The organism is Thermus composti (assembly GCF_014647535.1).
GTDB classification, from domain to species: domain Bacteria; phylum Deinococcota; class Deinococci; order Deinococcales; family Thermaceae; genus Thermus; species Thermus composti.
The window spans coordinates 66,262-90,852 of sequence record NZ_BMPJ01000006.1; the positions used below are offsets into that span (position 1 = coordinate 66,262).

At 67.4% G+C, this 24,591-nt stretch carries 21 protein-coding genes; 13 read left to right on the forward strand and 8 right to left on the reverse strand.

Annotated features, from left to right (window positions below; all coding sequences use genetic code 11):
- Positions 1–2: 2 nt before the first annotated feature.
- Positions 3–1,631: a GGDEF domain-containing protein gene (locus tag IEX93_RS03575; RefSeq protein ID WP_188846550.1), complete on the forward strand. Its 1,629-nt coding sequence runs from the start codon at positions 3–5 to the stop codon at positions 1,629–1,631.
- An 18-nt stretch (positions 1,632–1,649) separates the two neighbouring features.
- On the opposite strand, the gene IEX93_RS03580 is transcribed toward IEX93_RS03575, so the two are convergent.
- Genes IEX93_RS03580 through IEX93_RS03605 form a run of 6 tightly spaced genes read right to left on the reverse strand, consistent with a single transcriptional unit; the run spans position 1,650 to position 8,276 of the window.
- Positions 1,650–2,648, reverse strand: coding sequence for a hypothetical protein (locus IEX93_RS03580; protein WP_188846552.1), 999 nt, complete (start codon positions 2,646–2,648; stop codon positions 1,650–1,652).
- On the reverse strand, positions 2,632–3,144 hold the full coding sequence (locus IEX93_RS03585; RefSeq protein ID WP_188846554.1) for a c-type cytochrome: 513 nt from the start codon (positions 3,142–3,144) through the stop codon (positions 2,632–2,634). Before IEX93_RS03585 ends, IEX93_RS03580 begins: the two co-directional genes overlap by 17 nt.
- Positions 3,137–3,655: a DUF3341 domain-containing protein gene (locus tag IEX93_RS03590; RefSeq protein ID WP_188846556.1), complete on the reverse strand. Its 519-nt coding sequence runs from the start codon at positions 3,653–3,655 to the stop codon at positions 3,137–3,139. The genes IEX93_RS03585 and IEX93_RS03590 overlap by 8 nt, the downstream gene beginning before the upstream one ends.
- 9 nt (positions 3,656–3,664) lie before the next feature.
- Positions 3,665–5,011 carry an NrfD/PsrC family molybdoenzyme membrane anchor subunit gene (gene nrfD / locus IEX93_RS03595; RefSeq protein WP_188846558.1) on the reverse strand — a complete coding sequence of 449 codons (1,347 nt, stop codon included), beginning with the start codon at positions 5,009–5,011 and terminating at the stop codon, positions 3,665–3,667.
- Complete coding sequence (locus IEX93_RS03600) at positions 5,004–7,634, reverse strand: 4Fe-4S dicluster domain-containing protein (protein WP_188846561.1); 2,631 nt, start codon at positions 7,632–7,634, stop codon at positions 5,004–5,006. The genes nrfD and IEX93_RS03600 overlap by 8 nt, the downstream gene beginning before the upstream one ends.
- A 9-nt stretch (positions 7,635–7,643) precedes the next feature.
- Positions 7,644–8,276, reverse strand: a complete 633-nt coding sequence (locus tag IEX93_RS03605; RefSeq protein WP_188846562.1) for a cytochrome c3 family protein — start codon at positions 8,274–8,276, stop codon at positions 7,644–7,646.
- Between the two features lie 169 nt (positions 8,277–8,445).
- On the opposite strand from IEX93_RS03605, the gene IEX93_RS03610 reads away from it, so the two are divergent.
- The 3 genes from IEX93_RS03610 to IEX93_RS03620 are packed head-to-tail and all read left to right on the forward strand — an operon-like array spanning position 8,446 to position 11,619.
- Positions 8,446–9,633, forward strand: coding sequence for a glycine C-acetyltransferase (locus tag IEX93_RS03610; RefSeq protein WP_188846564.1), 1,188 nt, complete (start codon positions 8,446–8,448; stop codon positions 9,631–9,633).
- A gap of 2 nt (positions 9,634–9,635) precedes the next feature.
- Positions 9,636–10,853, forward strand: coding sequence for an N-6 DNA methylase family protein (locus IEX93_RS03615; RefSeq protein ID WP_188846566.1), 1,218 nt, complete (start codon positions 9,636–9,638; stop codon positions 10,851–10,853).
- On the forward strand, positions 10,843–11,619 hold the full coding sequence (locus IEX93_RS03620; RefSeq protein WP_188846568.1) for a TaqI family restriction endonuclease: 777 nt from the start codon (positions 10,843–10,845) through the stop codon (positions 11,617–11,619). The genes IEX93_RS03615 and IEX93_RS03620 overlap by 11 nt, the downstream gene beginning before the upstream one ends.
- Before the next feature lie 8 nt (positions 11,620–11,627).
- Here IEX93_RS03620 and IEX93_RS03625 read toward each other — a convergent pair whose 3' ends face one another.
- Positions 11,628–12,014 (reverse strand): hypothetical protein, encoded by a 387-nt coding sequence (locus tag IEX93_RS03625; protein ID WP_188846570.1) that lies wholly within the window; start codon positions 12,012–12,014, stop codon positions 11,628–11,630.
- A gap of 128 nt (positions 12,015–12,142) precedes the next feature.
- Between IEX93_RS03625 and gyrB the strand changes: the two genes are divergently transcribed.
- Positions 12,143–14,041: a DNA topoisomerase (ATP-hydrolyzing) subunit B gene (gene gyrB, locus IEX93_RS03630; RefSeq protein WP_188846572.1), complete on the forward strand. Its 1,899-nt coding sequence runs from the start codon at positions 12,143–12,145 to the stop codon at positions 14,039–14,041.
- A gap of 101 nt (positions 14,042–14,142) precedes the next feature.
- Positions 14,143–16,425 (forward strand): ATP-dependent helicase HrpB, encoded by a 2,283-nt coding sequence (gene hrpB, locus IEX93_RS03635; protein ID WP_188846574.1) that lies wholly within the window; start codon positions 14,143–14,145, stop codon positions 16,423–16,425.
- Here the strand turns inward: hrpB and IEX93_RS03640 are convergent.
- A complete protein-coding gene (locus tag IEX93_RS03640) occupies positions 16,382–16,843 on the reverse strand; it encodes a hypothetical protein (protein ID WP_188846576.1) in 462 nt (153 codons plus the stop codon). The genes hrpB and IEX93_RS03640 overlap by 44 nt on opposite strands.
- Before the next feature lie 55 nt (positions 16,844–16,898).
- On the opposite strand from IEX93_RS03640, the gene IEX93_RS03645 reads away from it, so the two are divergent.
- The 7 genes from IEX93_RS03645 to IEX93_RS03675 all read left to right on the forward strand — a co-directional run bounded on the left by IEX93_RS03645 (position 16,899) and on the right by IEX93_RS03675 (position 24,494).
- Positions 16,899–17,291 carry an SCP2 sterol-binding domain-containing protein gene (locus IEX93_RS03645; RefSeq protein ID WP_188846578.1) on the forward strand — a complete coding sequence of 131 codons (393 nt, stop codon included), beginning with the start codon at positions 16,899–16,901 and terminating at the stop codon, positions 17,289–17,291.
- Complete coding sequence (locus IEX93_RS03650) at positions 17,288–18,322, forward strand: alcohol dehydrogenase family protein (protein ID WP_188846580.1); 1,035 nt, start codon at positions 17,288–17,290, stop codon at positions 18,320–18,322. Before IEX93_RS03645 ends, IEX93_RS03650 begins: the two co-directional genes overlap by 4 nt.
- A 222-nt stretch (positions 18,323–18,544) precedes the next feature.
- Positions 18,545–18,955 (forward strand): hypothetical protein, encoded by a 411-nt coding sequence (locus tag IEX93_RS03655; RefSeq protein WP_188846582.1) that lies wholly within the window; start codon positions 18,545–18,547, stop codon positions 18,953–18,955.
- Between the two features lie 40 nt (positions 18,956–18,995).
- Positions 18,996–20,003, forward strand: coding sequence for an LptF/LptG family permease (locus tag IEX93_RS03660; RefSeq protein ID WP_188846584.1), 1,008 nt, complete (start codon positions 18,996–18,998; stop codon positions 20,001–20,003).
- Positions 20,000–21,043, forward strand: coding sequence for an LptF/LptG family permease (locus tag IEX93_RS03665; RefSeq protein WP_188846586.1), 1,044 nt, complete (start codon positions 20,000–20,002; stop codon positions 21,041–21,043). The genes IEX93_RS03660 and IEX93_RS03665 overlap by 4 nt, the downstream gene beginning before the upstream one ends.
- Complete coding sequence (locus tag IEX93_RS03670) at positions 21,040–23,508, forward strand: LPS-assembly protein LptD (protein WP_188846587.1); 2,469 nt, start codon at positions 21,040–21,042, stop codon at positions 23,506–23,508. Before IEX93_RS03665 ends, IEX93_RS03670 begins: the two co-directional genes overlap by 4 nt.
- A complete protein-coding gene (locus IEX93_RS03675) occupies positions 23,505–24,494 on the forward strand; it encodes a hypothetical protein (RefSeq protein WP_188846589.1) in 990 nt (329 codons plus the stop codon). The genes IEX93_RS03670 and IEX93_RS03675 overlap by 4 nt, the downstream gene beginning before the upstream one ends.
- Positions 24,495–24,591 lie beyond the last annotated feature (97 nt).

A 24,591-nucleotide genomic window follows, 5' to 3' on the forward strand; every position in this document is an offset into this window, starting at 1 on the left:
CCGTGGCCCTTTATGGGCTTCTGGCCCTCCTGGTAGGCCTCGCCCTCTTCCCTCCCACCGCCCCCTGGAGCGAGCGCTTCCTTACCCCCCTGGTGGCCCTGGGCGCCGGGGCCTACCTCCTCCGCAAGGCCCCCCTTTGGGGCCTCGGCCTCCTCTTCTGGGGCCTTGGGGACTTGGGCTGGACCCTGGGGGACCTCCTGGGATTATCCAAAGAACGTTCCACCCAAGCACTTTTTTTGGAGTTCCCCTACCTCTTGGGCTACCTGGCCCTCACCTGGGCCCTCCTGAAGACCCCGGGAAAGCCCCCTAGGCGCACCCTCCCCCTGCTTCCCCTGGGGCTTTGGGGGCTCCTTCAGGCCTTGGGCGCCTTCGGGGTGGACCGGCTTTTCATCGCCTGGGATGCCCTGCTTTGGCTCCTTCTCCTGCCTAGGCTAGAACCCCTCTTCCAGGAGCGCTTCCTGGAAGGGAGGGCCCTTTGGGGCGTGGGCCTTCTCCTGGTTCTCTTCGCCCACCTGGCCCACGCCCACCTGGAGGCCCAAGGGGGCTACCCCACAGGCCACCCGGTGCACCTCCTTTGGACCTGGGGCTACCTCCTCCTGGCCTTGGGGGTGGGGGCAGAAGGAAGGGAGGAAGCCCCCTTCGCCCACCAGGCCCTGGCCCTCCTGGGGCTTTTCCTCCTGCCCGCCGTCCTCCTGGCCGAGCCAACACCCCAAGGAGTGCGCTTCTTTGCCCTTTACGGAGGAGTAGTGGGGGGCCTGGGCCTCCTCTACGCCCTCCACCTGGAAAGGCGGCGCACAGGGGAAAAAAACCGCCGCTGGACCCGCTTCCTCGAGGCCTTGGCCCGCCTCTCCCCCCGGGTGACCCAGACCCTAAGCCCGGAGGCGGTCCTCATGGAAGCCCTCCAGGCGGCCCGGGAACTCCTCCCCCAGGCGGTGGGCCTCGAGGTGCGGGCCAAGCGGGGCCTTGTGGGAAGGCGCACCCCCCACTTCCTCCCCCTCCCCTTGAACCACGGGGAAGAGGTCTGGCTTTACCTTGAGGCCCCTCCGGAGGAGGTCCCCCCGGGGTTTCTGGCCCTTCTCGGGGAGCGGCTCCGCCAGGCGCTCAAGCAGGTGGAGTGGGGCACCTTGGCCCTCACCGACCCCCTCACGGGGCTTCGGAACCGCCGGGGCCTCGAGGCGGAGCTTCCCAAGCTTCTGGCCCTAGCCCGCCGCTACCAGGCCCCGGTGAGCGTGGTCATGCTGGACATTGACCGCTTCAAGCAGGTGAACGACACCTACGGCCACCCCGTGGGGGACGAGGTCCTAAGGCGCTTGGGGCGCATCCTCGAGGCCAGCGTGCGCAAGGAGGACCTGGCGGTGCGCTACGGGGGCGAAGAGTTCCTCCTTCTCCTCTACGGGGCCGACCGCCAGGCGGCCAAGGAGGTGGTGGAGAGGATCCGGGCCCGCTTCCGCGCGGAGAAGGTGGAGCCCATCCCCTATCCCCTCACCCTCTCGGGGGGGATCGCCGGGGGAGAGGTGCCCCAAGGGGAAGAAGCCTTGGAGGAATGGATCCTCCAGGCGGACTACGCCCTCCTCCGGGCCAAGGAGGCGGGGCGGGACCGGGTGACCCTGGCCCACCCGGGAAGCCCGTGAGGGTAGGTGCAAATGCCCCTACCCCCGCAGGCGGGCGGCGAAGAGGAGGCCGAGGCCCAAAAGCCCCAAGGCCTCCCCCACCCCAAACCCCCGCCCCAGGGCGGGGAGGAGGTACCAGGCCAGGTGCAAAAGGCGGAAGAAGGCCACCCAGAGGGCGGCGGGGAGGAGGTAGCGGGCCTCCCGCTTGGGCAGGTTGGTGAGGAGGTAGAGGAAGGGAAGGAAGAAGCCCCCCACCACCCAGAAGGCGGCCACCTCGTCCCAGGGTCCCTGGAGGCGCTTCAGGTAGAACTCCACCTCGTGGGGGAGGTCCGCCCCCCAGACGATGATGAGGGTGGTGGCCTCCAGGTAGATCCAGACGATGGAGAGGGCGAGGAGGAGGTTGGTGTGGTTTTGGGCCTGGCCCATGAGGGCGGCCGTGCCCTTCCTGGCCGCCAGGGCCACGGCCACGGCGAGGGCCAGGATGGCGGCGGAGAGGAGGAGGATGCCCCCGTAGGAGGCGGAGTAGAAGTGGGCCTCGAGGCTCTTGAAAAGGTCAAAGGAGAGGAAGGTGCCCGCCACGAAGACCAGGGGCAACCCCCAGGCCCCCACCTCCGCCCGGTACTCCCCGGGGCGGAGCTTGGCGAGGACGAAGGCGAAGAGGGCGAAAGAAAGGGCGTAGCGCAGGAACAGGAAAGGCGCGTTCAGGTAGGGGGCCCGGTGGGCCAAAACGGGGTCCAGGCCGGCCCCAGGCCTCGCCCAGGGGAAAAGCTCCGGGAGGAAGAGGAAGAAGGGAAGGCCCAAAAGCCCCATCAGGGGGAGAAGGCGGGCCAGGGGATAGAGGTAGGGCTCCAAAGGCAGGCCCCAGTGGCTCCTTAGGGCGTTGTGCAGCAGGAGGACCAAAAGGGCCCCCAAGGCGAGGAGGAGGAAGAAGGCGAAGGGGAAATAGGCCGCAGGAGCCCCAAACAGGAAGGCCGAGGCGTAGAGGAAAAGCCCCAAAACCCCCGGGGCGAGGCGCCCCACCTCAATAGACCGTTGCATCCACCACCTCCTTGGGACAGGCCTCCTGGAGGAGGCACCGCTTGATGTAGTGGGCGATGAGCCAGCGCTCCCGCTCGGGGATCCGGCTCTTATAGGGAAGCATCCGGCCAAAGCCGTTGGTGGCGGCGAAGTAGAAGTAGCCCTCAGGCTGGTCCCGCACGGCGGGGTCGTGGTAGGAGCGGGGCCTGGGCACCCCCAAGGGGATGGCCCGCCCGTCCCCCTCCCCCCTCACCCCGTGGCAGATGGCGCAGAAGCTTTGGTAAAGGACCTTCCCCCGGAGGAGGTCGGCCTCGGTGAAGGCGTAGGGGTTTTCCGCAAAACCCCCCTCGGGCCCGAGCCCGAGCCGCACCGCCTGGTCCAGGCTCTCCCCCAGGGCGACCCGCTCCTCGGGAAAAGCGAGAGGGAGGGGGCTTTCCCGGAAGGCCTTCACCTTGGGCTGGTCCCACATCCAGCCGCACCCGGAAAGGAGAAGGGCGAGAAGGAGGAGGCTACGCACGCCGCACCTCCTCCACCTCCGCCCCCAGGCCCTGGAGGAGGTCCCGGGTGGCCTCCGGGTCAAACCGGGGGTCGGTGGCGTAGACGAAGAGGGCGGGCCGGTCCACGAGGGCCTCCCGGTAGCGGGAAGCGAGGGTAGCGGGGTGGGCGGCCAAGGGGAGGCCGTTCAGGTAAAGGAGGTAGAGGAAGATCCCCACGGTGATGGTGAGGATGGTGATCTCAAAGGTGACGGGGATGAAGGCGGGCCAGCCCAAAAGGGGCTTCCCCCCGGCGTTGTGGGGGTAGTCCAGGGTGGTGTAGACCTGGAGGAAAAGGCCGAGGCCCGCCCCCAAGACCCCCAGGAAAAAGGCCATCCAGGGGATGCGCTCCTCGCGGCCGTAGACAGCCTCGAGGCCCTCCAAGGGGGTCGGGGTGAAGGCCTCCAGGTGGCGGTACCCCGCCTCCTTGAGGGCCTTCAGGGCCTCAAGAAGCCTCTCCTGCGCCGCAAAGTAGGCCATGTACCCGTACAGCATGGCACCTCCCTAGTGCTTGCGAAGCTTGTGGTAGAGGTGGAGCATCTCCGCCACGGCGATGGGGGGAAAGAGGCGGATGAGGACCGCAAGGCCGAAGAGGAAGAAGCCCAGGGTGCCCAGGAAAAGGGTCCAGTCCACCCAGGTGGGGTAGTAGAGGTGGAAGTTCCCGGGGAGGAAGTCGTGGGAGAGGCTTATGACCACGATAACGAAGCGCTCAAGCCACATGCCCACGTTGGCCAGGATGGAGAAGACGAAAAGCCAGGCCACGTTCCTGCGGAACCTGGGGAACCACAGGGTCTGGAGGAGGACCACGTTGATGAGCATCATGGCCCAGTAGTAGGGGGCGTAGGGCCCGGTCATGCGCCACAGCTGCTGGGCCCACTCGGCGGGCTCCGCCGAGTACCAGGCGATGAAGATCTCCAGAAGGTAGGTGTAGGCCACCCCGAGCCCCGAGGCCAGGGTGACCTTGGCCATCCAGTCCAGGTGGCGCTCGGTGATGACCCCCTCGAGGCGGTACCACTTCCGCAAAGGGATGATGAGGGTGAGGGCCATGGCGAAGCCCGAGTAGATGGCCCCGGCGGCGAAGAAGGGCGGGAAGAGGGTGAGGTGCCAACCCGGCACCAGGCCGTAGGCGAAGTCCATGCTCACCACCGAGTGCACCGAGATGACCACGGGGGTGGCGAGGCCCGCCAGGAGGACGTAGGCCGCCCGGTAGCGCCGCCAGTGGAGGGCGCTCCCCGTCCAGCCCAAGGAAAGCCAGCCGTAAAGCTTCTTCCGCCAGCCCTGGCTCCGCTCTCGGAGGATGGCCAGGTCGGGGATCAGGCCCAGGTAGAGGAAGAGGGTGGAGATGGTGAGGTAGGTGAAGATGGCCAGGACATCCCAGGAGAGGGGGCTCTTGTACTGGGGCCAGAGGGCCAAGTGGGTGGGGTACGGGAGGACCCAGTAGAAGTGCTGCGCCCGGCCCATGTGGATCAAGGGGTAGGTGGCGGCGCAGAGCACGGCGAAGAGGGTCATGGCCTCGGTGATCCGGTTTAAGGAGTCCCGCCAGTTCTGGCGCATGAGGACCAGGATGGCGCTGATCAGGGTCCCAGCGTGGCCGATCCCGATCCACCAGACGAAGTGGACGATGTCAAACCCCCAGATGACGGGCTGGTTGATGCCCCAGGTGCCGAGGCCCTTGGTGAAGGTGACGAAGATGGCGTAGAGCCAGGCCAGGGTCAGGACGAAGCCCACCGCCAGGACCACCTTCCAGGGCCTGGGCGGGGGCTTTTCCACGGGCTCCAAGAGCTTTTCCACCAGGGTCTTTTCCGTCCACTCCCCCTGGATCAGGTCGTGGTCCGGGTGCCGTTCAGGCATGGCCTCCCTCCTTCCTAAGCCTGGGGTTGGGGTTTTTCAGGTGGGCGAGGTAGGTGGTCCGGGGCCAGGTGTTCACCTCCTCCAAGAGGACGTAGTGCCGCCCTTCCTTCCGGTGGGCCTGGATGGGGTCTTCCGGGTCTAAGAGGTCGCCGAAGTGGATGGCCTGCCCGGGGCAGACCTCCTGGCAGGCGGTCTTGACCTCCCCGGTGCGGATCCCCCGCCCCTCCCTTGCGGCCTCGGCCCGGGCGAGCTCAATCCGCTGCACGCAGTAGGTGCACTTCTCCATGACGCCCCGGCTTCTTACCGTGACCTCGGGGTTCATGAGGAGGGCCAGGGGGCTCTCCTTGGCCCGCCTCGGGTCCCCCTGGCCCAGGAAGGCCTCGGCGTAGGGGAAGAAGTTGAAGCGCCGGGCCTTGTAGGGGCAGTTGGCGGAGCAGTACTTGGTGCCCACGCAGCGGTTGTAGACCATGAGGTTGAGCCCCTCGGGGGAGTGCTCCGTGGCCGCCACGGGGCAGACCGCCTCGCAGGGGGCCTTCTCGCAGTGCTGGCACATGACGGGTTGGTGGAAAACCCCCTCCTCGGCGAAGTAGCGGTCCAGGCGGATCCAGTGCATCTCCCGGCCCTTCCTCACCTCCTCCTTCCCCACCACGGGGATGTTGTTCTCCACCTGGCAAGCCAAGACGCAAAGCCCGCACCCCACGCAGCGGGCGAGGTCCACGGTCATGGCCCAGGCGTGCTCCCCTTGGGGCCAGGGGGGGTAGAAGGAGAGGCGCTTTTCCTCGTGGGGCTCGGCCTTCAGGGCCTCCTCCTCCGTAAGGACCTTCACCGCCTCCACCTCGCCCAAATACCCGTGGTACTGGGTGGAGACCAAGGGGTAGTCCCGGCCCGTGGGGGAGACGCTGGCGGGGAAGACCACCCCCTCGGGGTGGAAGAAGTGGGAAAGGGGGGCCACCAGGCTCCCTTGGGGGAAGAGGGGAAGGGGCCAGAGGGGGAGGAGGGCCGTCCGCCCCCCGGCCTCCACCCGGAGGAGGGGCCTTTTGGGGTCGGCTCTACGCTCCCGGGCGCGGATCTCCTCAAGAAGCCCCAAGGTCTCCGCCTCCTTCTCCCCGGCGAGGAGGGCCCCATCCCAGACGAGAAGGCTTAGGGGCCGGGGAAGCTCCTGCAGGTAGGGGTTTTCCCGGTAGCGGCCGTCAAAGAGGCGGGCGTCGGGGCGGAGGGTGAGCTCCAGGGGGGCTTCCTGCCGCAAGGGGGGAAGGCGGTCCTCGAGGCCGGGGAGGGGCGCCAGGGCCAAAGGCTCCGCCTCCTCCAAAGGGCGCCCCTCGGCCAAGGCCCGCTTCTCCTCGGGGGAAAGGGGAGGAAGCGCCTCGCCGAGAAGCCCTGCCAGGACCTCCTCCAAGGACTTCCCGCCCCAAAGGGGCTTAAGGAGGGCCTGGGCGGGCCAAAGCCGGCCCCAGGCGTCCCGGGCGGGGCTTGCCGCCTCGAGGGGATGGGCCAGGGGGAGGCTAAAGGGTGCCTCCTTGGGGTAGAGGGAAAGAACCGCGGCGAAGGCCTTGCCCCCTAGGCCCGGCAAGGGACCCTCCGCCGCCCAGACCAGGCGGCCCGCCTCCTGGGCCTCCAGGAAGGCCCCGGGGGTGGCAGGCTCGGCCTCGGGCGGCGGCACGTAGGCCACGGGTGCCCCCAGGCGGGCGTTCACCGCCATGGCCAGGGCCTGGGCGGCGGGGGTGAGGTGAACCCCGGGGAGGAGGAGGCCGCCACGGTTAAGGTCCTCCACCAAGGCGGGGAGGAAGCCCCCGTAGTCCGAGGCGGGGCTTCCCGGGAGGACCCCCAGGGCCTTCGCCAGGTCCAGGAGGAAGGCCTCCACCCCGCTTGGCTTTAGGGCCAGGCGGTGGTCCGCCATGGCGCAAAGGAGCCCCGCCCCGCTCTCCACGGCGTAGATCCGGTTCATGGGGAGAAGGCGCCTCCCGCTTAGGGCGGCCCACCAGCCGTAGCCCGCCGGGTGCTCGTGGAGGTCCACGTCCAGAAGGAGGACGGTCTCGGCCCTCTCGGGGCGATAGACGGGCCAGGCCCTCCGCCCGAAGGCGAGCTCCGCCCCTCGGTAGACGTTTTCCAGGCTCCAGGCCTCAAACCGGGCCACCCGGAGGTTGGGGTAGCGGGCGTGGGCCTTTTGGAGGAGGGCCTCGAGCCTAGGGGAGGTGGTCCGGGGGAGGACGAGGAGGGTCTCCCCTTCCCCTAAGGCCTTGCGCCAGGCGGCGAAAAACCCCTCCCAGTCCGGGGCCTTCCCCTTGCGGGCCGGGTCGTAAAGGGCGTAAAGGCCCGCCAAGGGGTAGGGGCTCATGGCCTCCCCTTGGGGCACCAGGAAAAGGGGCCTTTCCTGGTAGGTGCGCACCCGCACGGGCTCGGCGAAGCCCATGTGGGGCAGGGCGGTGAAGAACTCCCGCCTTCCCCCCTCCACCACCCCCTCGGGCTGGCGCACGTAGGGCACCCCCTTCCGCCGCACCACCGGCGTGCAGGCCGCCAAGGAAAGGAGGCCCAGGGCCATAAAGCCCCTCCGGGTCAGGGGGCCAAAGGGAAACTCCTCCCGGAAAAACTCCTTCTCCAACGCCTCCTGGGGTCCTCTATGCATACTTCCTCCCTAGCGGTGGCAGGTGTTGCAGCTGGTGAGCTCCTCGGGGGGCCGGACGTGGTAGAGCCTGAGGAGTTCCCGCCCAAGCTCGGGGTCTGGGGTGTAGGCCATGTTGAAGACCTGCTCCTTGGGCCTCAGGCGCGGGGCGGGGTTTCGGTGGCAGTCCAGGCAAAACTTCATGGTGAAGGCGGGCTGCTGGACCACGGCCATCTGGTCCACCCGGCCGTGGCACTCGGCGCACCCCACCCCCTTGGCCACGTGGGCCGCGTGGTGGAAGTAGACGAAGTCGGGGAGGTTGATCACCCGGTTCCAGCGAAGGGGCTCCCCTTTCTCCCAACTTTCCCGCACCAGGGCCAGGTTGGGGCTATCCGGCTTCACGTAGAGGTGGCAGGTCATGCAGGTCTCCGTGGGGGGAAGCCCGGCGTAGGGGGCGTGCTCCACGGCGGAATGGCAGTAGCGGCAGGAAAGGCCAAGCCCCCCGGCGTGGAAGGCGTGGCTGAAGGGGACGGGTTGCTCCACGGGCAGGATCCGCTGCTCAAAGGCCCCCACCGCCACCCCGGAAAAGACCACCACCAAAAGGAGGAAAACCCCTAGGACCGCACCCCAAAACAGGGCTTTAACCCTTAGGTTCCGGCGCCGCATACCACCCCCAAAGAGGTCCGAAGCCGCTTAGCCCAAGCCTTGGCCTTCATAGGCGCCCTGCCTTCCCTAACCCCTACGTCCGGGTGTTTCAAGGGTAAGCTACCCTGAAGGGATAGGGACAAATGTCCCGCCTACCCTCAAGGCCCATGGGGAAGGTTAGGATAAGCCCATGAGCCTTTCCCTCAAGGCGCGCCTAGAGGAGGAGCTTTCCCGCCTGAAGGCCGAGGGGCTTTACATCTCCCCTAAGGTTCTCGAGGCCCCCCAGGAGCCCATCACCCGGGTGGGGGGCAAGGAGGTGGTGAACCTCGCCTCCAACAACTACCTGGGCTTCGCCAACCACCCCTACCTCAAGGAGAAGGCCCGCCAGTACCTGGAGAAGTGGGGGGCGGGAAGCGGGGCGGTGCGCACCATCGCCGGCACCTTCACCTACCACGTGGAGCTGGAGGAAGCCCTGGCCCGCTTCAAGGGGACGGAAAGTGCCCTCGTCTTGCAGTCCGGCTTCACCGCCAACCAGGGGGTCCTAGGAGCCCTCCTCAAGGAAGGGGACCTGGTCTTCTCCGACGAGCTGAACCACGCCAGCATCATCGACGGCCTCCGCCTCACCAAGGCCACCCGGCTGGTCTACCGCCACGCGGACGTGGCCCACCTGGAGGAGCTCCTAAGAACCCACGATACCGAGGGCCTCAAGCTCATCGTCACCGACGGGGTCTTCTCCATGGACGGGGACATCGCCCCCCTGGACAAGATCGTCCCCCTGGCCAAGAAGTACGGGGCGGTAGTCTACGTGGACGACGCCCACGGCTCCGGGGTTTTGGGGGAAAAGGGGAAGGGCACGGTGCACCACTTCGGCTTCCACCAGGACCCCGACGTGATCCAGGTGGCCACCCTCTCCAAGGCCTGGGCCGTGGTGGGAGGGTACGCGGCGGGGGCCCGGGAGCTCAAGGACCTCCTCGTCAACAAGGCGAGGCCCTTCCTCTTCTCCACGAGCCACCCCCCGGCGGTGGTGGGGGCGCTTTTGGGAGCCTTGGAGCTCATAGAAAAGGAGCCCGAGCGGGTGGAAAGGCTTTGGGAAAACACCCTCTACTTCAAGCGGGAGCTTGCCCGCCTGGGCTACGATACCCTGGGGAGCCAGACCCCCATCACCCCGGTCCTCTTCGGGGAGGCCCCCTTGGCCTTTGAGGCGAGCCGCCTCCTCCTGGAGGAAGGGGTCTTCGCCGTGGGCATCGGCTTCCCCACGGTGCCCCGGGGCAAGGCCAGGATCCGCAACATCGTCACCGCCGCCCACACCCAGGAAATGCTGGATAGGGCCCTCGAGGCCTACGCGAAGGTGGGAAGGAGGCTCGGTATAATCCGCTAGCGATGCTTTTCCCCCCCTCCCCCCTTGAAGGAGGAACCCCGAAAAGCCTCGGCCGGGTGGAAACCCCAGAAGAGGTGGTGCGCTTCATGGTGGCCCTAAGCGAGGCCCCCAAAGGGGGGAGGGTCTTAGAGCCCGCCTGCGCCCATGCGCCTTTCCTAAGGGCCTTCCGGGAGGCCCACGGGACGGGCTACCGCTTCTTTGGCGTGGAGATTGACCCCAAGGCCCTAGACCTTCCCCCTTGGGCGGAAGGGGTGGTGGCGGACTTCCTCCTCTGGGAGCCCGGGGAAGCTTTTGACCTCATCCTGGGAAACCCGCCTTACGGGATCGTGGGGGATGGGTCCAAATACCCCATCCACGTTCTAAAAGGGGTGAAGGCCCTCTACAAGGAACGCTTCACCACCTGGAGGGGCAAGTACAACCTTTACGGAGCCTTTATCGAAAAGGCCATCCGCCTTTTAAAACCAGGAGGGCTCCTCGTCTTCGTGGTGCCCACCACCTGGCTTGTCCTAGACGATTTTTCCCTCCTCAGGTCCTTCCTCGCCAAGGAGGGGGAGACCGAGGTCTTCTATGTGGGCCGGGTCTTCCCCAAGCGGAACGTGAGCGCCGTGGTCCTTCGCTTCCGCAAAGGAGGAAGGGGCCTAAAGCTATGGGATGCCAGCGCCTTGGACAACCCCATCCTTTGGGAAGCGTACCCAGGGTGGCGGGGGGAGATGGTCCGCTTCGAGACCCCGAAGACCCGGGAGATGGAGGCCAAGGGCATCCCGCTAGGGCACCTCTTCTTCATTCGCTTTGCGGCCCGAAGCCCCGAGTTTAAGCGCCACGAGGCGGTGCGAGAGGCCCCGGGGCCCGGGCTTGTTCCCGTCCTCACGGGCAGAAACCTAAAGCCCGCCCTTATCGAGTACGAGCGGAACTACTCGGGGCTTTGGATGCCCAAAGAGCGGGCCAAGGAACTCCGGGACTTCTACGATAAGCCCCACCTGGTGGTGGGGCACACCAAGGGGGTTCGGGTGGTGGCCGCTTGGGACGAGAGGGCCTACCCCTGGCGGGAAGAGTTTCACCTCCTGCCCAAGGGGAAGCTCCCCGAAGGCATCGTGGACTACTTAAACGGGGAAGCGGTGCAGGAGTACGTGGCCACCCTTTACCGGGACTTCGTTCCCCACCTCACCCTGAGAATGCTGGAGCGCATACCCATTCCTGTCGGAGAGGACTATGGCGCATAAAGCCCTGAAAGCATTCGAGACCTTTCTCGGTAACTTGGACCTAAGGGACTACGAGAAAAAGTATCGCCCCATCAAAACCGTAGAACAAGATCTACCCAAGGAGCTTAATCCCCTGCCAGACCTTTACAAGCACTACTGGAAGCCGGACGAACCAACCCCCTCCTTCCCCAAGTACGAGGACTTTTTCGCCCAGTGGTGGGACCAACGGCTTAAGGCCCTGGACACGTTCATCCGCAAGTACTTTTGGGGATGCTCCTACCAGTTTGTGCGTCTCGGCTTGGAAGCTAGGCTCTACCGAACGGCTGTATCGATATGGACTCAATTCCACTTCGGTTATCGCTGGGTGGCTTCTTGCCGGTCTCCTCTGGAAGCCACTCCGGAGCTCGACCTAAAGGGGATAGATGCCCTGATAAACCTTTCTAACAATCTCCGCATAGGCCTTCAGATCAAAAAGGAGACCTACCGGAGCGAAGCCCGCGGAGAGAATCGCTTCCTGAAGGGGCAAAAAGCCCATGCGCTCCTCGAGGTTCCCTACACCCTTCAAAGTGAGCAAGCCCTCATCCAAAAAACAGAAAATGCCCGATCCCGAGCAGAACTTTACAACCTATGGGCAAAAGTAGCGAAACACCTCGAGCATCTTCCCAATGGGTTCGTCATCTTCAAAGAAAGCTACGTCCAGAGCGTCGAGCGCTTCCTCCAGGAACACGGTTCCACGCTATCGGGCCGTATTTCCTGGGAAAGGGTGGCCAAAGAGGTTCTTTCCTAAGGAAACCCTTACCGCCCCGTGACGTAGACCCGCACCACCAGCCCCACGGCGAAAAGAAGCCCTAAGGCCACGTAGACCTCGGGGCGCTTGGGCGGGGTTTTGAGCCCCCGATAGAACCAGCCCCCGGGCTCGAGGCCCCCCAGGTAGTGGAGCCCCGCCGCCAAGAGGAGGCCGTAGAGGAGGTGAAGCCCCTCCTTGGGCCTAAGCCCCGAGAAGAAGAGGCCAAAACCCAAGGCCACCTGCAGGATGGCCACCCAGGCCACCCCCCGGAGGGCGGCGTAGAACCGGGAGGGCAAGGGGCGGGAAAACCCCCAAAGCCCCACCAGGGCCAAGGCGGGCACGGCCAGCAGGAGGAAAATCCCTAGCCCCGCATGCAGGAGAACCCAAACCGACATGGGCTCATCATACCGGACGGCCCCCAGGTTATTTGCACAAATACCCAAGAACTAGGCGAGGCCAGGCGGCGCTTCGCCCCATGGCCAAGGGAAAAATCCCCGGCCACGAGCTATGGTATACTGGAGGGGTGAGCTACGACGCTTCCGCCATTAAGGTGCTCAAAGGCCTGGAGGGGGTGCGCCACCGCCCCGCCATGTACATCGGCGGCACGGGGGTGGAGGGGTACCACCACCTTTTCAAGGAGATCCTGGACAACGCCGTGGACGAGGCCCTGGCGGGCTACGCCACGGAGATCGTGGTCACCTTAAACCCCGACGGCTCCCTCACCGTGGAGGACAACGGCCGCGGCATCCCCGTGGACCTGATGCCCGAGGAGGGCAAGCCCGCGGTGGAGGTCATCTACACCACCCTTCACTCCGGGGGGAAGTTTGAGCAAGGCGCCTACAAGGTCTCGGGCGGCCTCCACGGGGTGGGGGCGAGCGTGGTGAACGCCCTCTCCGAGTGGACCGTGGTGGAGGTCTTCCGGGAGGGGAAGCACCACAAAATCGCCTTCAGCCGCGGCGAGGTGACCGAGCCCCTCGCCGTGGTGGGCCCCGCCAAGAAGACGGGCACCCGGGTCACCTTCAAGCCCGACCCGCAGATCTTCGGTCCCCTGGCCTTTGACCCCAGCAAGATCCGGGCCCGGCTTCGGGAGGTGAGCTACCTGGTGGCAGGGCTTAAGCTCGTCTTCCGGGACCTCCAGCACGGCAAGGAGGAGGTCTTCCTGGACAAGGGGGGCGTGGCCTCCTTCGCCAAGGCCTTGGCCGAGGGGGAGGAGCTCCTTTACGAGAAGCCCTTCCTCATCCGGGGCACCCACGGGGAGGTGGAGGTGGAGGTGGGCTTCCTCCACACCCAGGGGTACAACGCCGAGATCCTCACCTACGCCAACATGATCCCCACCCGGGACGGGGGGACCCACCTCACCGCCTTTAAATCCGCCTACAGCCGCGCCCTGAACCAGTACGCCAAGAAGGCCGGGCTCAACAAGGAAAAAGGCCCCCAGCCCACGGGGGACGACCTCCTGGAGGGGCTTTACGCCGTGGTCTCGGTGAAGCTCCCCAACCCCCAGTTTGAGGGGCAGACCAAGGGGAAGCTCCTAAACCCCGAGGCCGGGACCGCCGTGGGCCAGGTGGTCTACGAGAAGCTTCTGGAGATCCTGGAGGAAAACCCCCGCATCGCCAAGGCCGTCTACGAGAAGGCCCTGCGGGCAGCCCAGGCCCGGGAGGCGGCCAGGAAGGCGAGGGAGCTCGTCCGCAGGCAAAACCCCCTGGAGTCCGACGACCTCCCCGGGAAGCTGGCCGACTGCCAGACGGAAAACCCCGAGGAGGCGGAGCTTTTCATCGTGGAGGGGGACTCGGCGGGGGGTAGCGCCAAGCAGGGCCGCGACCGCCGCTTCCAGGCCATTTTGCCCTTGAGGGGGAAGATCCTGAACGTGGAGAAGGCGGGGCTTTCCAAGGCTCTGAAGAACGCCGAGGTGCGGGCCATGGTCTCGGCCATCGGCGTGGGCATCGGGGGAGATGGGGAGGCCCACTTTGACCTCGAGGGCCTCCGCTACCACAAGATCATCATCATGACCGACGCCGACGTGGACGGAAGCCACATCCGCACCCTCCTCCTCACCTTCTTCTACCGCTACATGCGCCCCCTCATCGAAAGGGGCCACGTCTACATCGCCCAGCCCCCCCTCTACCGCCTCCAGGTGGGGAAGAAGGTGGAATACCTCTACTCCGAGGAAGAGCTCCAGGCCCGGCTCAAGGAGCTGGAGGGCAAAGCTTACGAGGTCCAGCGCTTCAAGGGCCTAGGGGAGATGAACCCCGAGCAGCTTTGGGAGACCACCATGAACCCGGAGAAGCGGGTCCTCAAGCGGGTGGAGCTTCAGGACGCCCTCGAGGCCAGCGAGCTCTTTGAGAAGCTCATGGGCCAGGAGGTGGCCCCGAGGCGCGAGTTCATTGAGGAGCACGCCCGCTACGCCGAGCTGGACATCTAAGTGGCCGCACGGTGGTTTCGCAACACGGGGTGCCCGAAATGAGGCTTGGGAAGCTCCTTTTGGGGTCCCCGCCGCGGCGAAAGCCGCGGTGGGGTACTTAGATGGCGGCCTGGCTGGACGAGGCGGTGGCCCTCCTCCTAGGGCGGGGCCGCCTCCTCCTCAAGGCCTACCCCGGGGCGGGGAAGAGCACCCTTTTCCCCTTGAGGCTCCTCAAGGCCCTTCCCGGCAAGGTCCTCCTCTTTGAGCCCCGGCGGGTAGCGGCCCGGGCCGTGGCGGCGAGGCTTGCGGAGAACCTGGGGGAGCCTTTGGGAAAGACCGTGGGGTACCGGGTGCGCCTCGAGGGGCGGGAGGGGCCGGAAACCCGGCTTCTGGTCCTCACGGAAGGCCTCCTCCTCGCCCTCCTCCTGGAAGACCCCACCCTGGAAGGGGTTTCCGCCGTCCTCCTGGACGAGGCCCACGAGCGGCACCTGGAAGGCGACCTGGCCTTAGCCCTCCTCCTCAAGGTGCAGGAGACGCTAAGGCCCGACCTCAAGCTCGCCCTCCTCACCGCCACCCCCGACGCCGAGCTAGAGGCCCTCTTCGCGGAAAGCCTTCTTGCGGTGGAGGGGAAAAGCCACCCCCTGGAGGTCCACCACCTGGAAAAGCCCCGGGAAGGCCCCTTGGAGCCCCTGGCGGCCCGCTACGCCCGGAAGGCCTTTTTGGAGGGGGAAGGGGACGTGCTGGTCTTCCTGCCGGGCAAGGGGGAGATAGAGCGGACCCGAAGGCTCCTCCAAGACCTCCCCGCCTTCCCCCTCCACGGGGGGCTTCCCCTGGCGGAGCAGATGGCCCTCCTCCGGCCCGGGCCCCGGAAGATCGTCCTGGCCACGGACGTGGCCGAGACCAGCCTCACCCTGCCCAACGTGCGGGCGGTGGTGGACACGGGGCTCGCCAAAAAGCCCCGGTTTGACCCCAGGACGGGCCTAAGCCGCCTGGTCCTCTCCCCCATCCCCGAGGCCTCGGCGAGGCAGCGGGCGGGAAGAGCGGGGAGGGTGGGCCCGGGGCGGGTCTTCCGCCTCTACCCCAAAGGCCCCTTCCCCCCCAAGCGGCCGGAGATCCTGGAGGTGGACCTTTCCCGGGAGGTCCTTGTGGCCTTGGCCCTGGGGGAAAGGCTGGAGGACCTCCCCCTTCCCACCAAGCCCCCCCAGGGGGCCCTCGAGGCCGCCTGGAACCTCCTCTCCCTCCTGGGGGCGGTGGAGGGGGGAAGGCTCACCCCCTTGGGCCAAAGGATGCTCCGCCTCCCCACCCACCCCCGCCTGGCCCGGCTGGTCCTGGAGGCGGAAAAGGAGGGCCTCCTCCCCTTGGCGGCGGACCTCCTCGCCCTCTTAGAGGAGCAAGACCCCTTGGAGGGGGAGCCCGACCTCCTCCTTAGGCTAGAGGGCCTCCTAGAGGCCCGCCGGGAGGGACGGGGGCCCTTTTGGGCCCTGGAGCGGGTGGCCGCCCTCTGGCGGAGGCGCCTGGGGGCGAAGCCCCTAGAAACCCTTCCCCCGCCCGAGGCGGTGGGCCGGCTTCTCCTTGCCGCCTACCCCGACCGGGCGGCCCAAAGGGTGGCCCCGGGGCGCTACCGCCTGGCCACGGGCCCCCTCCTCCGCCTGGAAGGGGACGGCCCTCCCCACCTGGTGGCGGTGGGGGCGGACGCCACCCGGGTCCTCCTCGCCGCCCCCCTCGCCCGGGAGGATCTCCTCGGGCGCGCCCAGGTGGCCGCCTGGACCGGGTGGGAAGGGGGGAGGCTTCGGGGCTATTTGGAAAGGCGCTACGGGGCCTTGGTCCTGGAAAGGCACCCCGAAGACCCCGGCCCCCCCACCCCGGAGCACCTGCGGGAGGCCTTGAAAGAGGGGCTTCCCCTCCCCGAGGAGGCCCGGCAGGTCCTCCTCCGCCTCCGCTTTCTAAGGGCGCACGGGGTGCCGGTGCCGGAGCTTAGGGAGGAGGCCCTCCTCCAGGACCTCTCCTGGCTCCTCCCCTGGACGGAAGGGGTGCGCCGCCTCGAGGACCTGCAAAACCTCCCCTGGAAGGAGATTCTCCTAAGCCTCCTGGGGGAGGCCCGGGCCACCCTGGAGCGCCTGGCCCCGGAGGCCCTCACCCTCCCTTCCGGCAAGCGGAAGCGCCTCCGCTACCGGGAGGAAGCCCCTCCCCTCCTTTCCCTCTTCCTCCAGGAGGCCTTCGGCCTCCGGGAGGCCCCGAGGGTTCTGGAGGGGCGGGTGGCGGTGGCGGTGGAACTCCTCTCCCCGGCCCGGCGACCGGTCCAGGTGACGCAAGACCTGAAAGGTTTTTGGGAAAACCACTACCCCAAGGTGCGCCAGGAGCTCATGCGCCGCTACCCCAAACACCCCTGGCCGGAAAACCCCTGAAGACCTGGGCCCGCACCCCCAAGGCCCGGGCCCTTTCCGCCCAGAGGGGGTTGTCGTCCCAGTAGACCGCTTCCTCGGGGGAAACCCCCAAAGCCTCCAGGGCCAAGGCCAGGGCCCTTAGCTTTTCCGGGTGGAAGAAGGCCTGAAGCCCCTCAGGAGGCGGCAGGTCCGAGACCAGGTGGAAGGGCTTTGGGAAGGGCCCAGGCCTCGGGGCGAAGGCCCCGGCGTAAAGGCGGGAAGCCCCGGGGAAAAGGGCCTCCAGCGCCCGAGGGCCCTCCGCCCTAAGCCGGGGAAGGAGCTCGTAAAAAGCCTGGGAAACGTAAAAGGGGCTTTCCCCGCTGGCCTCGGAAAGAAGGCGGATCAGGCGGGGCTCCACCGGCTCGCAGTAGACCCCCGAGAGGTCCAGAAGGTGCACCACCTTTCCAGGATACGCCCGCTAGACCTATACTGGGTTTAACGAAAGGGGGAAAACCGTGGAACCCTTCAGCGAAGCGTGGGCCCAGGCGTACTGCGAGAAGCTTTCCCAAAGCGAGGCCTACCGCAAGGCGGCGGCCACCTGGGAAGGAAGCCTCGCCCTAAGCGTCCGCCCCGACCCCCAGGCGGGGTTTCCCCAAGGGGTTTCCGTGGTCCTGGACCTCTGGCACGGGGCCTGCCGGGGGGTGAAGGTGGTGGAGGGGGAGGCGGAGGCGGACTTCGTCATCCAGGCGGACCGGGCCACCTGGCAGGAGGTCTTAGAGGGGCGCCTCGAGCCCCTCACCGCCCTGATGCGGGGGCTTTTGGAGCTCAAGAAGGGCTCCATCGCCGCCCTCGCCCCCTACGCCCAGGCGGCCCAGGAGCTCGTCAAGGTGGCCCGGGAAGTCCTATGAAGGCCGTGGTCTACAAGGGGCCCTTCCAGGTGGCGGTGGAGGAGGTCCCCGAGCCCAGGCTGGAGGCGGACACGGACGCCATCCTCGAGGTGGAGCTCGCTGCCATCTGCGGCTCGGACCTCCACATCTACCACGGCAAGATCGCCGGGGTCCTGCCGGGGACAATCCTCGGGCACGAGTTCGTGGGCCGCATCGTGGAGAAAGGGCCCCTGGTCCCCTTCGCCCTGGGGGAGCGGGTGGTGGGGAGCTTCCAGGTGGCCTGCGGGGAATGCCCCCCCTGCCGCAAGGGGCCGTACTTCGCCTGCGTAAGGGGCGGGGTCTATGGGTTTGGGCTCGCCCTGGGCAACCTCCCGGGGGCCCAGGCGGAAAGGGTCCGGGTCCCCTTCGCCCGGCAAAGCCTCTTCCCCATCGGGGACCTCCCGGCGGAGGAGGCCCTTTTGGCGGGGGACATCCTCACCACCGCCTACGGGGGGGTGAGGCCCTTCCTAAGCCCCGGGATGGTGGTGGCCGTGGTGGGCTCGGGGCCCGTGGGCCTCATGGCCCAGATGGTGGCCCACGCCCTGGGGGCGGGGCCCGTCTACGCCATAGACCTCGAGGAGGCCCGCCTGGAAAAGGCCAAGGCCCTGGGAAGCCTCCCCCTAAACCCCAAGGCGGAAGACCCCATCGCCCACATCCGCAAGGAGACGGACGGCCTGGGGGCCGATCTGGTGGTGGAGGCGGTGGGCGGGGACGGGGAGGCCCTAAAGCTCGCCCTCCGCCTGGCGGGGCCTGGAGGGGTGGTCTCCAGCCTGGGGGTGCCCACAGCGGAAAGGCTGGACTACCCCTGGCTTCCCGCCTTCAGCCGGGGGATCACCCTAAGGAGCGCCCTGGCCAACATCCCCCGGTACATCGGGGAGGTCCTGGCCCTCCAGCGGGCGGGAAGGCTTAGGGGAAGTTTCGTCTATAGCCATAGGCTTCCCCTGGAGGAAGCCCCGGAGGGCTACCGCCTCTTCCACGAGCGCCAGGCCACCAAGGTGGCCCTGGTGCCCTAAAAAAACCCGCCGCCCGCAGGCGGCTTCTCTCTCGTCTGACTTCTTTAGTATACCACGGGTTTCCCCTATGTAAAGTGGTATGCAGAAAAACCCCTGGGCAAGGGGCTTGCTGAAGGGGGGCTTGGGGTAGATCGGATTCAATCCAAAACAAAGGTGGCCCGCCTCACCCCTCCCCCCAAGGCCCTGGGGCTAGGCTAAAGGCAAGGGGAAAGGAGGTGGCCCATGCGCTACCTGGTGGTGGCCCACCGCACGGCCAAAAGCCCGGAGCTCGCCGCCAAGCTCAGGGAGATCCAGGCCCAAGACCCGGAGGCCCGCTTCGTCCTCCTGGTCCCGGCGGTCCCCCCTCCCGGGTGGGTCTACGAAGAGAACGAGGTGCGGCGCCGGGCCGAGGAGGAGGCCCAGGCGGCCAGAAGGGCCCTCGAGGCCCAGGGCATCCCCGTGGAGGAGGCTAAGGCGGGGGACATCTCCCCCCTCCTCGCCATAGAGGAGGAGCTCCTCGCCCACCCCGGGGCCTACGGGGCCATCGTTCTCTCCACCCTGCCCCCGGGGCTTTCCCGGTGGCTCAGGCTGGACGTCCACACCCAGGCGGAGCGCTTCGGCCTTCCCGTCCACCACGTGATCGCCCACGCCTAGCTAGGCCCCTTCTCATCCAAAAGCCGTATACTCGGCCCCGGTGCTGGGCCGCTACGTCCTAAAGGAGGTTCTCTCCCCCTACCTGGCGGGCATCCTCCTCTTCACCGCCCTCCTCACCCTGGACCTCCTCTCCAGCCTTTCCGGGGTCTTCCTAAGCCGGGGAGCGGGGGCCTGGGAGATCGCCCACCTGGTCCTCCTCCGCCTTCCCTGGACCCTAAGCCTCGCCCTCCCCTTGGGCCTCGTCTTCGCCATTTTGGTGGGGCTTTCCCGGCTCATCCGCCAGTCAGAGCTAAAGGCGGCCTACGCCGCGGGCGTCCCCCCCTTGCGCCTCTTCTACCCCCTTTTCCTCCTGGCCCTGGGGGTGAGCCTCCTCAACTTCCTGAACCTGGCCTTCCTCCGCCCCCTGGCCCAGGAGGCCTACGACCAGGCCCTGGCCCGGCTCCTCTACGGGGAGGGGTTTAGCGGGGTCCTGCGCCACCAGCTCTACGCCCCGGAAGGCCTTGGGGTCTACTACGCCGAGGAGGTGCGGCCCGAAGGAAGGGAGAACCGGCTTTACGGCATCCGCATCGTGGACGAGAAGGGCCGGGTCTACAGCGCCCAGGAGGGGGTATGGGACGGGGAGGGCTGGCGGTTTAGGGGGTATGTCCTCTCGGGGGAGGCCCCTGAGCCCTTCGCCGGGATCCTCCCCTTCCCCCTGGCCTACCGCCCCCGGGAAAGCCTGGGCTCCCGCGACCCTTACGATTCCACCCCCCTCCCCGAGCTTTGGGCGAGGAGCCAGGTGGAGCCCGGGGCCCGCTTCGCCCTGCAAAGGCGCCTTTCGGACGCCCTGGGAGCGGTGTTCCTCGGGTCCTTGGCCGCCCTTTTGGGGCTTTCCTTCCGGGAGGCCACCTGGGCCTTTTTGGCAGTGGTCCTCCTCATCTTCGGCTACTACGTGCTCTGGACCCTCTCGGCCCAGCTCGCCCGCTACGACCTAAGCCCTCTCCTCGCCCACCTCCCCAACGCCCTCTATGGGGGAATCGCCCTCCTACTCGCCTGGAGGCTACGGTGAAGATCCTGGACCGCTACCTCCTCCGGGAGGCCCTGGGCCACCTGGCCCTGGGGCTTTTGGCCATCGTCCTCCTCTTCCTGGCGGGGGCGGTCTACGAGGTCCTGGCCCCCCTGGTGGCCAAGGGGGCGGACCCCTACACCCTCCTCCGCTACCTCCTCTACCGCACCCCGGAGGCCCTGGTGCGGGGAGCGCCCGTGGCCTACCTCTTCGCTCTCTTGCTCCTCCTTTCCCGCATGGGGGAGGACTCGGAGCTCAAGGCCCTCCTGGCTCTTGGGGTGCGGCGGGAGCGGGTGCTCCTTCCCTTGCTCTTCCTGGGGCTTTTCATCGCCCTCGTGGCCTTCCTCCTGGGGGAAAGCCTGGTGCCCCGGGCCCTGGCGGCGGGGCAGGACCTCTTAAGGCGGGAGGTCCTGGAAAGGCCCAGGGCCCTCCTCACCCCCGGGACCACCTTCCAGGACGCCCAAGGGCGGGTGGTCTACGTGGGGGAGGTGGAGGGGGAAAGGATCGGGAAGCTTAGGGTCATGTCCTGGGAGGAGGTGCTTTTGGCGGAGGAGGGGCGGTTCCAAAAGGGGGTCCTCTTCCTGGAAAGGGGGGAGCGGATCACCTACGAGAGGGACCGCCCCCGCACCCTGGCCCGCTTCCAAAGGGGAGAGCTGGTCCTCAAGGACCTCACCTTTGACCCCTGGCCCAACCCGGCCAACCGGATGCCCCTTTCCGAGCTTAAGCGGGAGGTGGAGCGGCTTAGGGCCCAAGGGGTGAAGGCGGGCCTCGAGGCCACCACCTACTACCGCCGCTTCGCCGAGCCCTTGACCGCCCCCATCTTCGCCCTCTTCGCCGTGGGCCTCGCCTTTTACCTTTTGGGGGGGAGCCGGAGCCTGGGGCTTGTGGGGGTGGCGGTCCTCACCTTCTTCTACTACGCCACCTGGAGCGTGGGGCGGATCATGGGGGAGCAGAACGCCCTGGACCCCTTCCTTGCCGCCTTCGGCCCCAACCTCCTCTACGGGGCCTTGGGGCTTCTCCTCTACCTGGGGGGGCGGAGGTGAGGTGGCTTCCCTTCCTCCTTTTCCTGCTCCTCCCCGCCCTGGCCCAAGGGGCGCTCCAGGTCCTAGAGGCGGAGCGCCTAGAGCTACGGGAGGAGGGGGGGGAGGAGGTGTACGTCCTCACGGGCAACCCCGTGCGGCTTAAGCGGGGGGAAGAGGAGCTGGAGGCCCTTAGGGTCACCTATTTCCGGGAAAGGAGGCTCCTTTACCTTTCGGGCAAGGTGCGCTACCGGGACAAGGAAGGCCGCCTTATAGAGGCGGAGGAGCTTCAGGTGGACCTCTCCGATGAAAGCTTTGACGCCCTGGAGGTGCGCATAGAGGCCAAGGACCTCCTCCTCACCGGGCCCCTCTGCCAGCGGGTGGCGGGGGCGATCCTCCTAGAGCGGGGCTACGCCACCCCGTGCGCCTCGTGCGGCCAGGAGGTGCCGGACTACGCCTTCCGCGCCCGGGAGATCGTCCTCTACCCGGGGGACCGGGTGGTGGCCCGGGACGTGACCCTCCTTTTTCGGGAGGAGCCCGTCCTCAAGCTACCCGTCCTCCTCCTCTTCCTCTCGGAAAGGAGGCCCCGCCTCGAGATGGGCCAAGACGAGGGGGGCTTTTACTTCAAGGCCGACCTCCCCTACGTGGCCGCCTTCGGCCTCGGCTACACCCTCCTTCGCTACTACCAGGGCCGGGGCTACGGCTTCGGCCTGGACCACTACGGGACCGGGGAGGCCACGGAGCGCTACTTCTTCCTCCACACCCCTCCGGACACCTTCCAGTACCGCCTGGAGTACAGCCTGAAGCGCCAGGCCTTCTCCCTCACAGGCCTTCTGGAAAGGGACGACACCAAGGAAAAGCTTTCCCGCTTTAGCCTCGAGGCCCTCTACCCCGGGACCCCCACGCCCCAGGATGGGCGCCTCGCCCTTAGGCTTGCGGGCTTCCTGGACCACGACCCCACGACCCCCCCACCCCGCACCCTCCAGCGCCTTCCCGAAGTGGAGGCGCAAAGCCCCACCCTCCGCCAAGGCCCCTTTAGCCTCCAGGCGGGGCTTGTGGTGGGGCGGTACCTGGCGGAGACCAACCCCCTAAACCGCTCGGCCCGGGCCCTGGGACCCTACGCCGAGGCGGGCAGGGCCCTCCTCAGCCATGCGGAAAGCCTCGCCCTAAACCCCTGGCCCGGGGGAAGCCTAAGCGGGGAGAACCGCTTCCGGGGCTTCTACTACACCACGCAAAACCCGGACGGCACCCACGAGCGCCAGATAGACTGGACCACCCGTCTCACCTTCCGCCAGACCCTGGGGGGGTTTGGCCTCGAGGCGGGCTACCTAAGAAGCGTCCAGGAAGGGGAAAGCCCTTTTCGCTTTGAGGCCCTGCCCAACCGCAAGACCCACCAGGCCACCCTAGGCCTCTCCTTCCAGGAAAGGCCCCTCGCCCTAAGCCTCAAAGGGGGGCGGGACCTGGAGGCGGGGAAGTACCTGCCCCTGGAAGCGGAGGCCAGGCTCCAGGACCAGGGCTACGCCCTAAGGCTTTACCGCAAGCACGACCTGGACCAAGGCCCCCTGGAAACCCAAGCCGAGGCCAGCCTCACCCCCTACCCCTTCTCCCTTCGGGCAAACCTCCGCTACGACCACCTACAGGCCCTCTACGACCCCCTTTTCCTTCAGGGGGCCTACGCCCTCCCGGCGGGGAGCCTCACCCTCACCCACCGCCACGACCTAAAGGGGAAAGGCCCCCTCACCACCGACCTCGTCTTCTCCTTCCGGGAAGGCCAGGAGGCCTACACCCTCCAAGGAAGGCGGGACTGGCAGCAAGACACCCTCGCCCTCCAGGGCCAGGCCATCTGGGGGCCGAGAAGCCTTTCCCTCCAAGGGAACCTCACCCCCCAGGCCCTGGCCTACAGCCTGGGCTTTAAGAGCGGGGAAGCGCCCGGGGCGATTCTGGACCTCCTCCTTTCGGGCTCCCTCCAGGAGGGGCCGAGGGCCACGAACCTCCGCCTCTCCCTCACCCAAACCCTGCCCAAGGCGGGTTTTCGCACCACCTTCAACCTCCACCTCCCTGAGGTGGCGGACCGGGAGGTCTACCTAAAGGACGCCACCTTTAGCGGGGGCCTCACCCTTTGGGCCCCCACGCCGCCCCAAGGGGAGGCCCCGGGGATCCCGGGCCTATCCCTTTCGGGAAGCCTCACCTACACCCGCGCCCCCACCCGCCCGGAAGGCTACACCCTGGCCCTGAGGAACTTCGGCCCCACCTTCACCTTCCTGGGCCGGGAAAACACCAAGCTCCACCTCGCCGCCCTCCTCACCCAGGACCTGCCGGGTGCCCCCTTAAAGCCCAGGTTCATCCTCACCCTGGACCGGTGCTGCTGGGCCATGCGCTTCACCCTGGACGCCGCCAAGAACGAGGTGCGCCTGGCCCTCCTCTACGGGGGGCAGGCGGCGGAAGTCCTCATGGACGAGGAGGGCGTGCGCTTGGGAGGCCTGCCATGAGGAAGCTTTACCTCCTTTTGCTTCTCGCCCTTTCCGCCTGCACGGGAAGCCAGGAACCCCCTCTCCCCGCCCTCGTCGCCGCGGCGGGGGGGGACGAGGTGCGCTTCTACCGGGCTTTGGACCTGCAGCAAGGCGCCGCTTCCCCCGTGAGCACCTGGACCACCCCGGAGCTTTTGGACCTGGCCTACCAAAACGCTTCCCGAAGGCTTTTCCTTCTCTTCTCCGACCGGGTGGAGGCCTACGATGCCTCGGGCTTCACCGAGGCCTCCGTCCCCAAGGGCACGCCCTCGGTCCAGAACCTGCCCGCAGACGTGGACTGCACGGGGGGGTACCTCCGCCTCGGGCAACACACCCTCCTCCTCCACTGCCCCGACGCGGCCCGGGCCTTCCTCTGGCGTCTGGACGGGAGCGGGAGCCTGGAGAAGGCCGACCTCACGGGCCTGGACCCCGCCTCCCGCCTCGCCCTCCTCCCCCAGGGAAGCCTGGACCTCCTGGCCTACCTGACCCGAAGCGTCCTGGGCTACCGCCCGGCCCAAGACCCCCAAGGGACCCCTTCTTTGGAAAAGCCTTTGGGCACCACCCTGGACGAAAACCCCTTTGACCTCCGGGCGGACGCCACCAAAGAGAGGCTTCTTGGCCTAGGAAAGCTAAACCTCGAGGCCCGCCTCTACTCCCTCCAGGGCGAGGCCCTGGCCAGCCAGAAGGTCCTGGGGGACTTCTTCGGCACCCCCCGGCTCGCCCTGGACCCGGTGGCGGGCCTTGCGGTCTACGGCCAGGGCTTTCAGGTCCTGGAGCCCAAGGCCTCCCCGGTCCTCGAGGCCTACACCAACTTCGCCGCAGGAACCATAGGCCAGGACGGGTACGTGTATCTGGCCTCCGGAAGCTTCCTCTATGTCTACGACCTCGTCCCCTCCCCGCCCCAAAGGGTGGCCATCTCCTCCTTGGGCTTCGCCCCCAAGGCCCTGGCCTTCCTTCCCGTAGAATGAGGCCATGCTCCAGGGCAAGGCTTTTCTCCAGGACTTTACCCACATCTCCGTTTCGTGGTAAATCTCCCCTTGCGGGCGCAGCCCGTATCTGGTACCG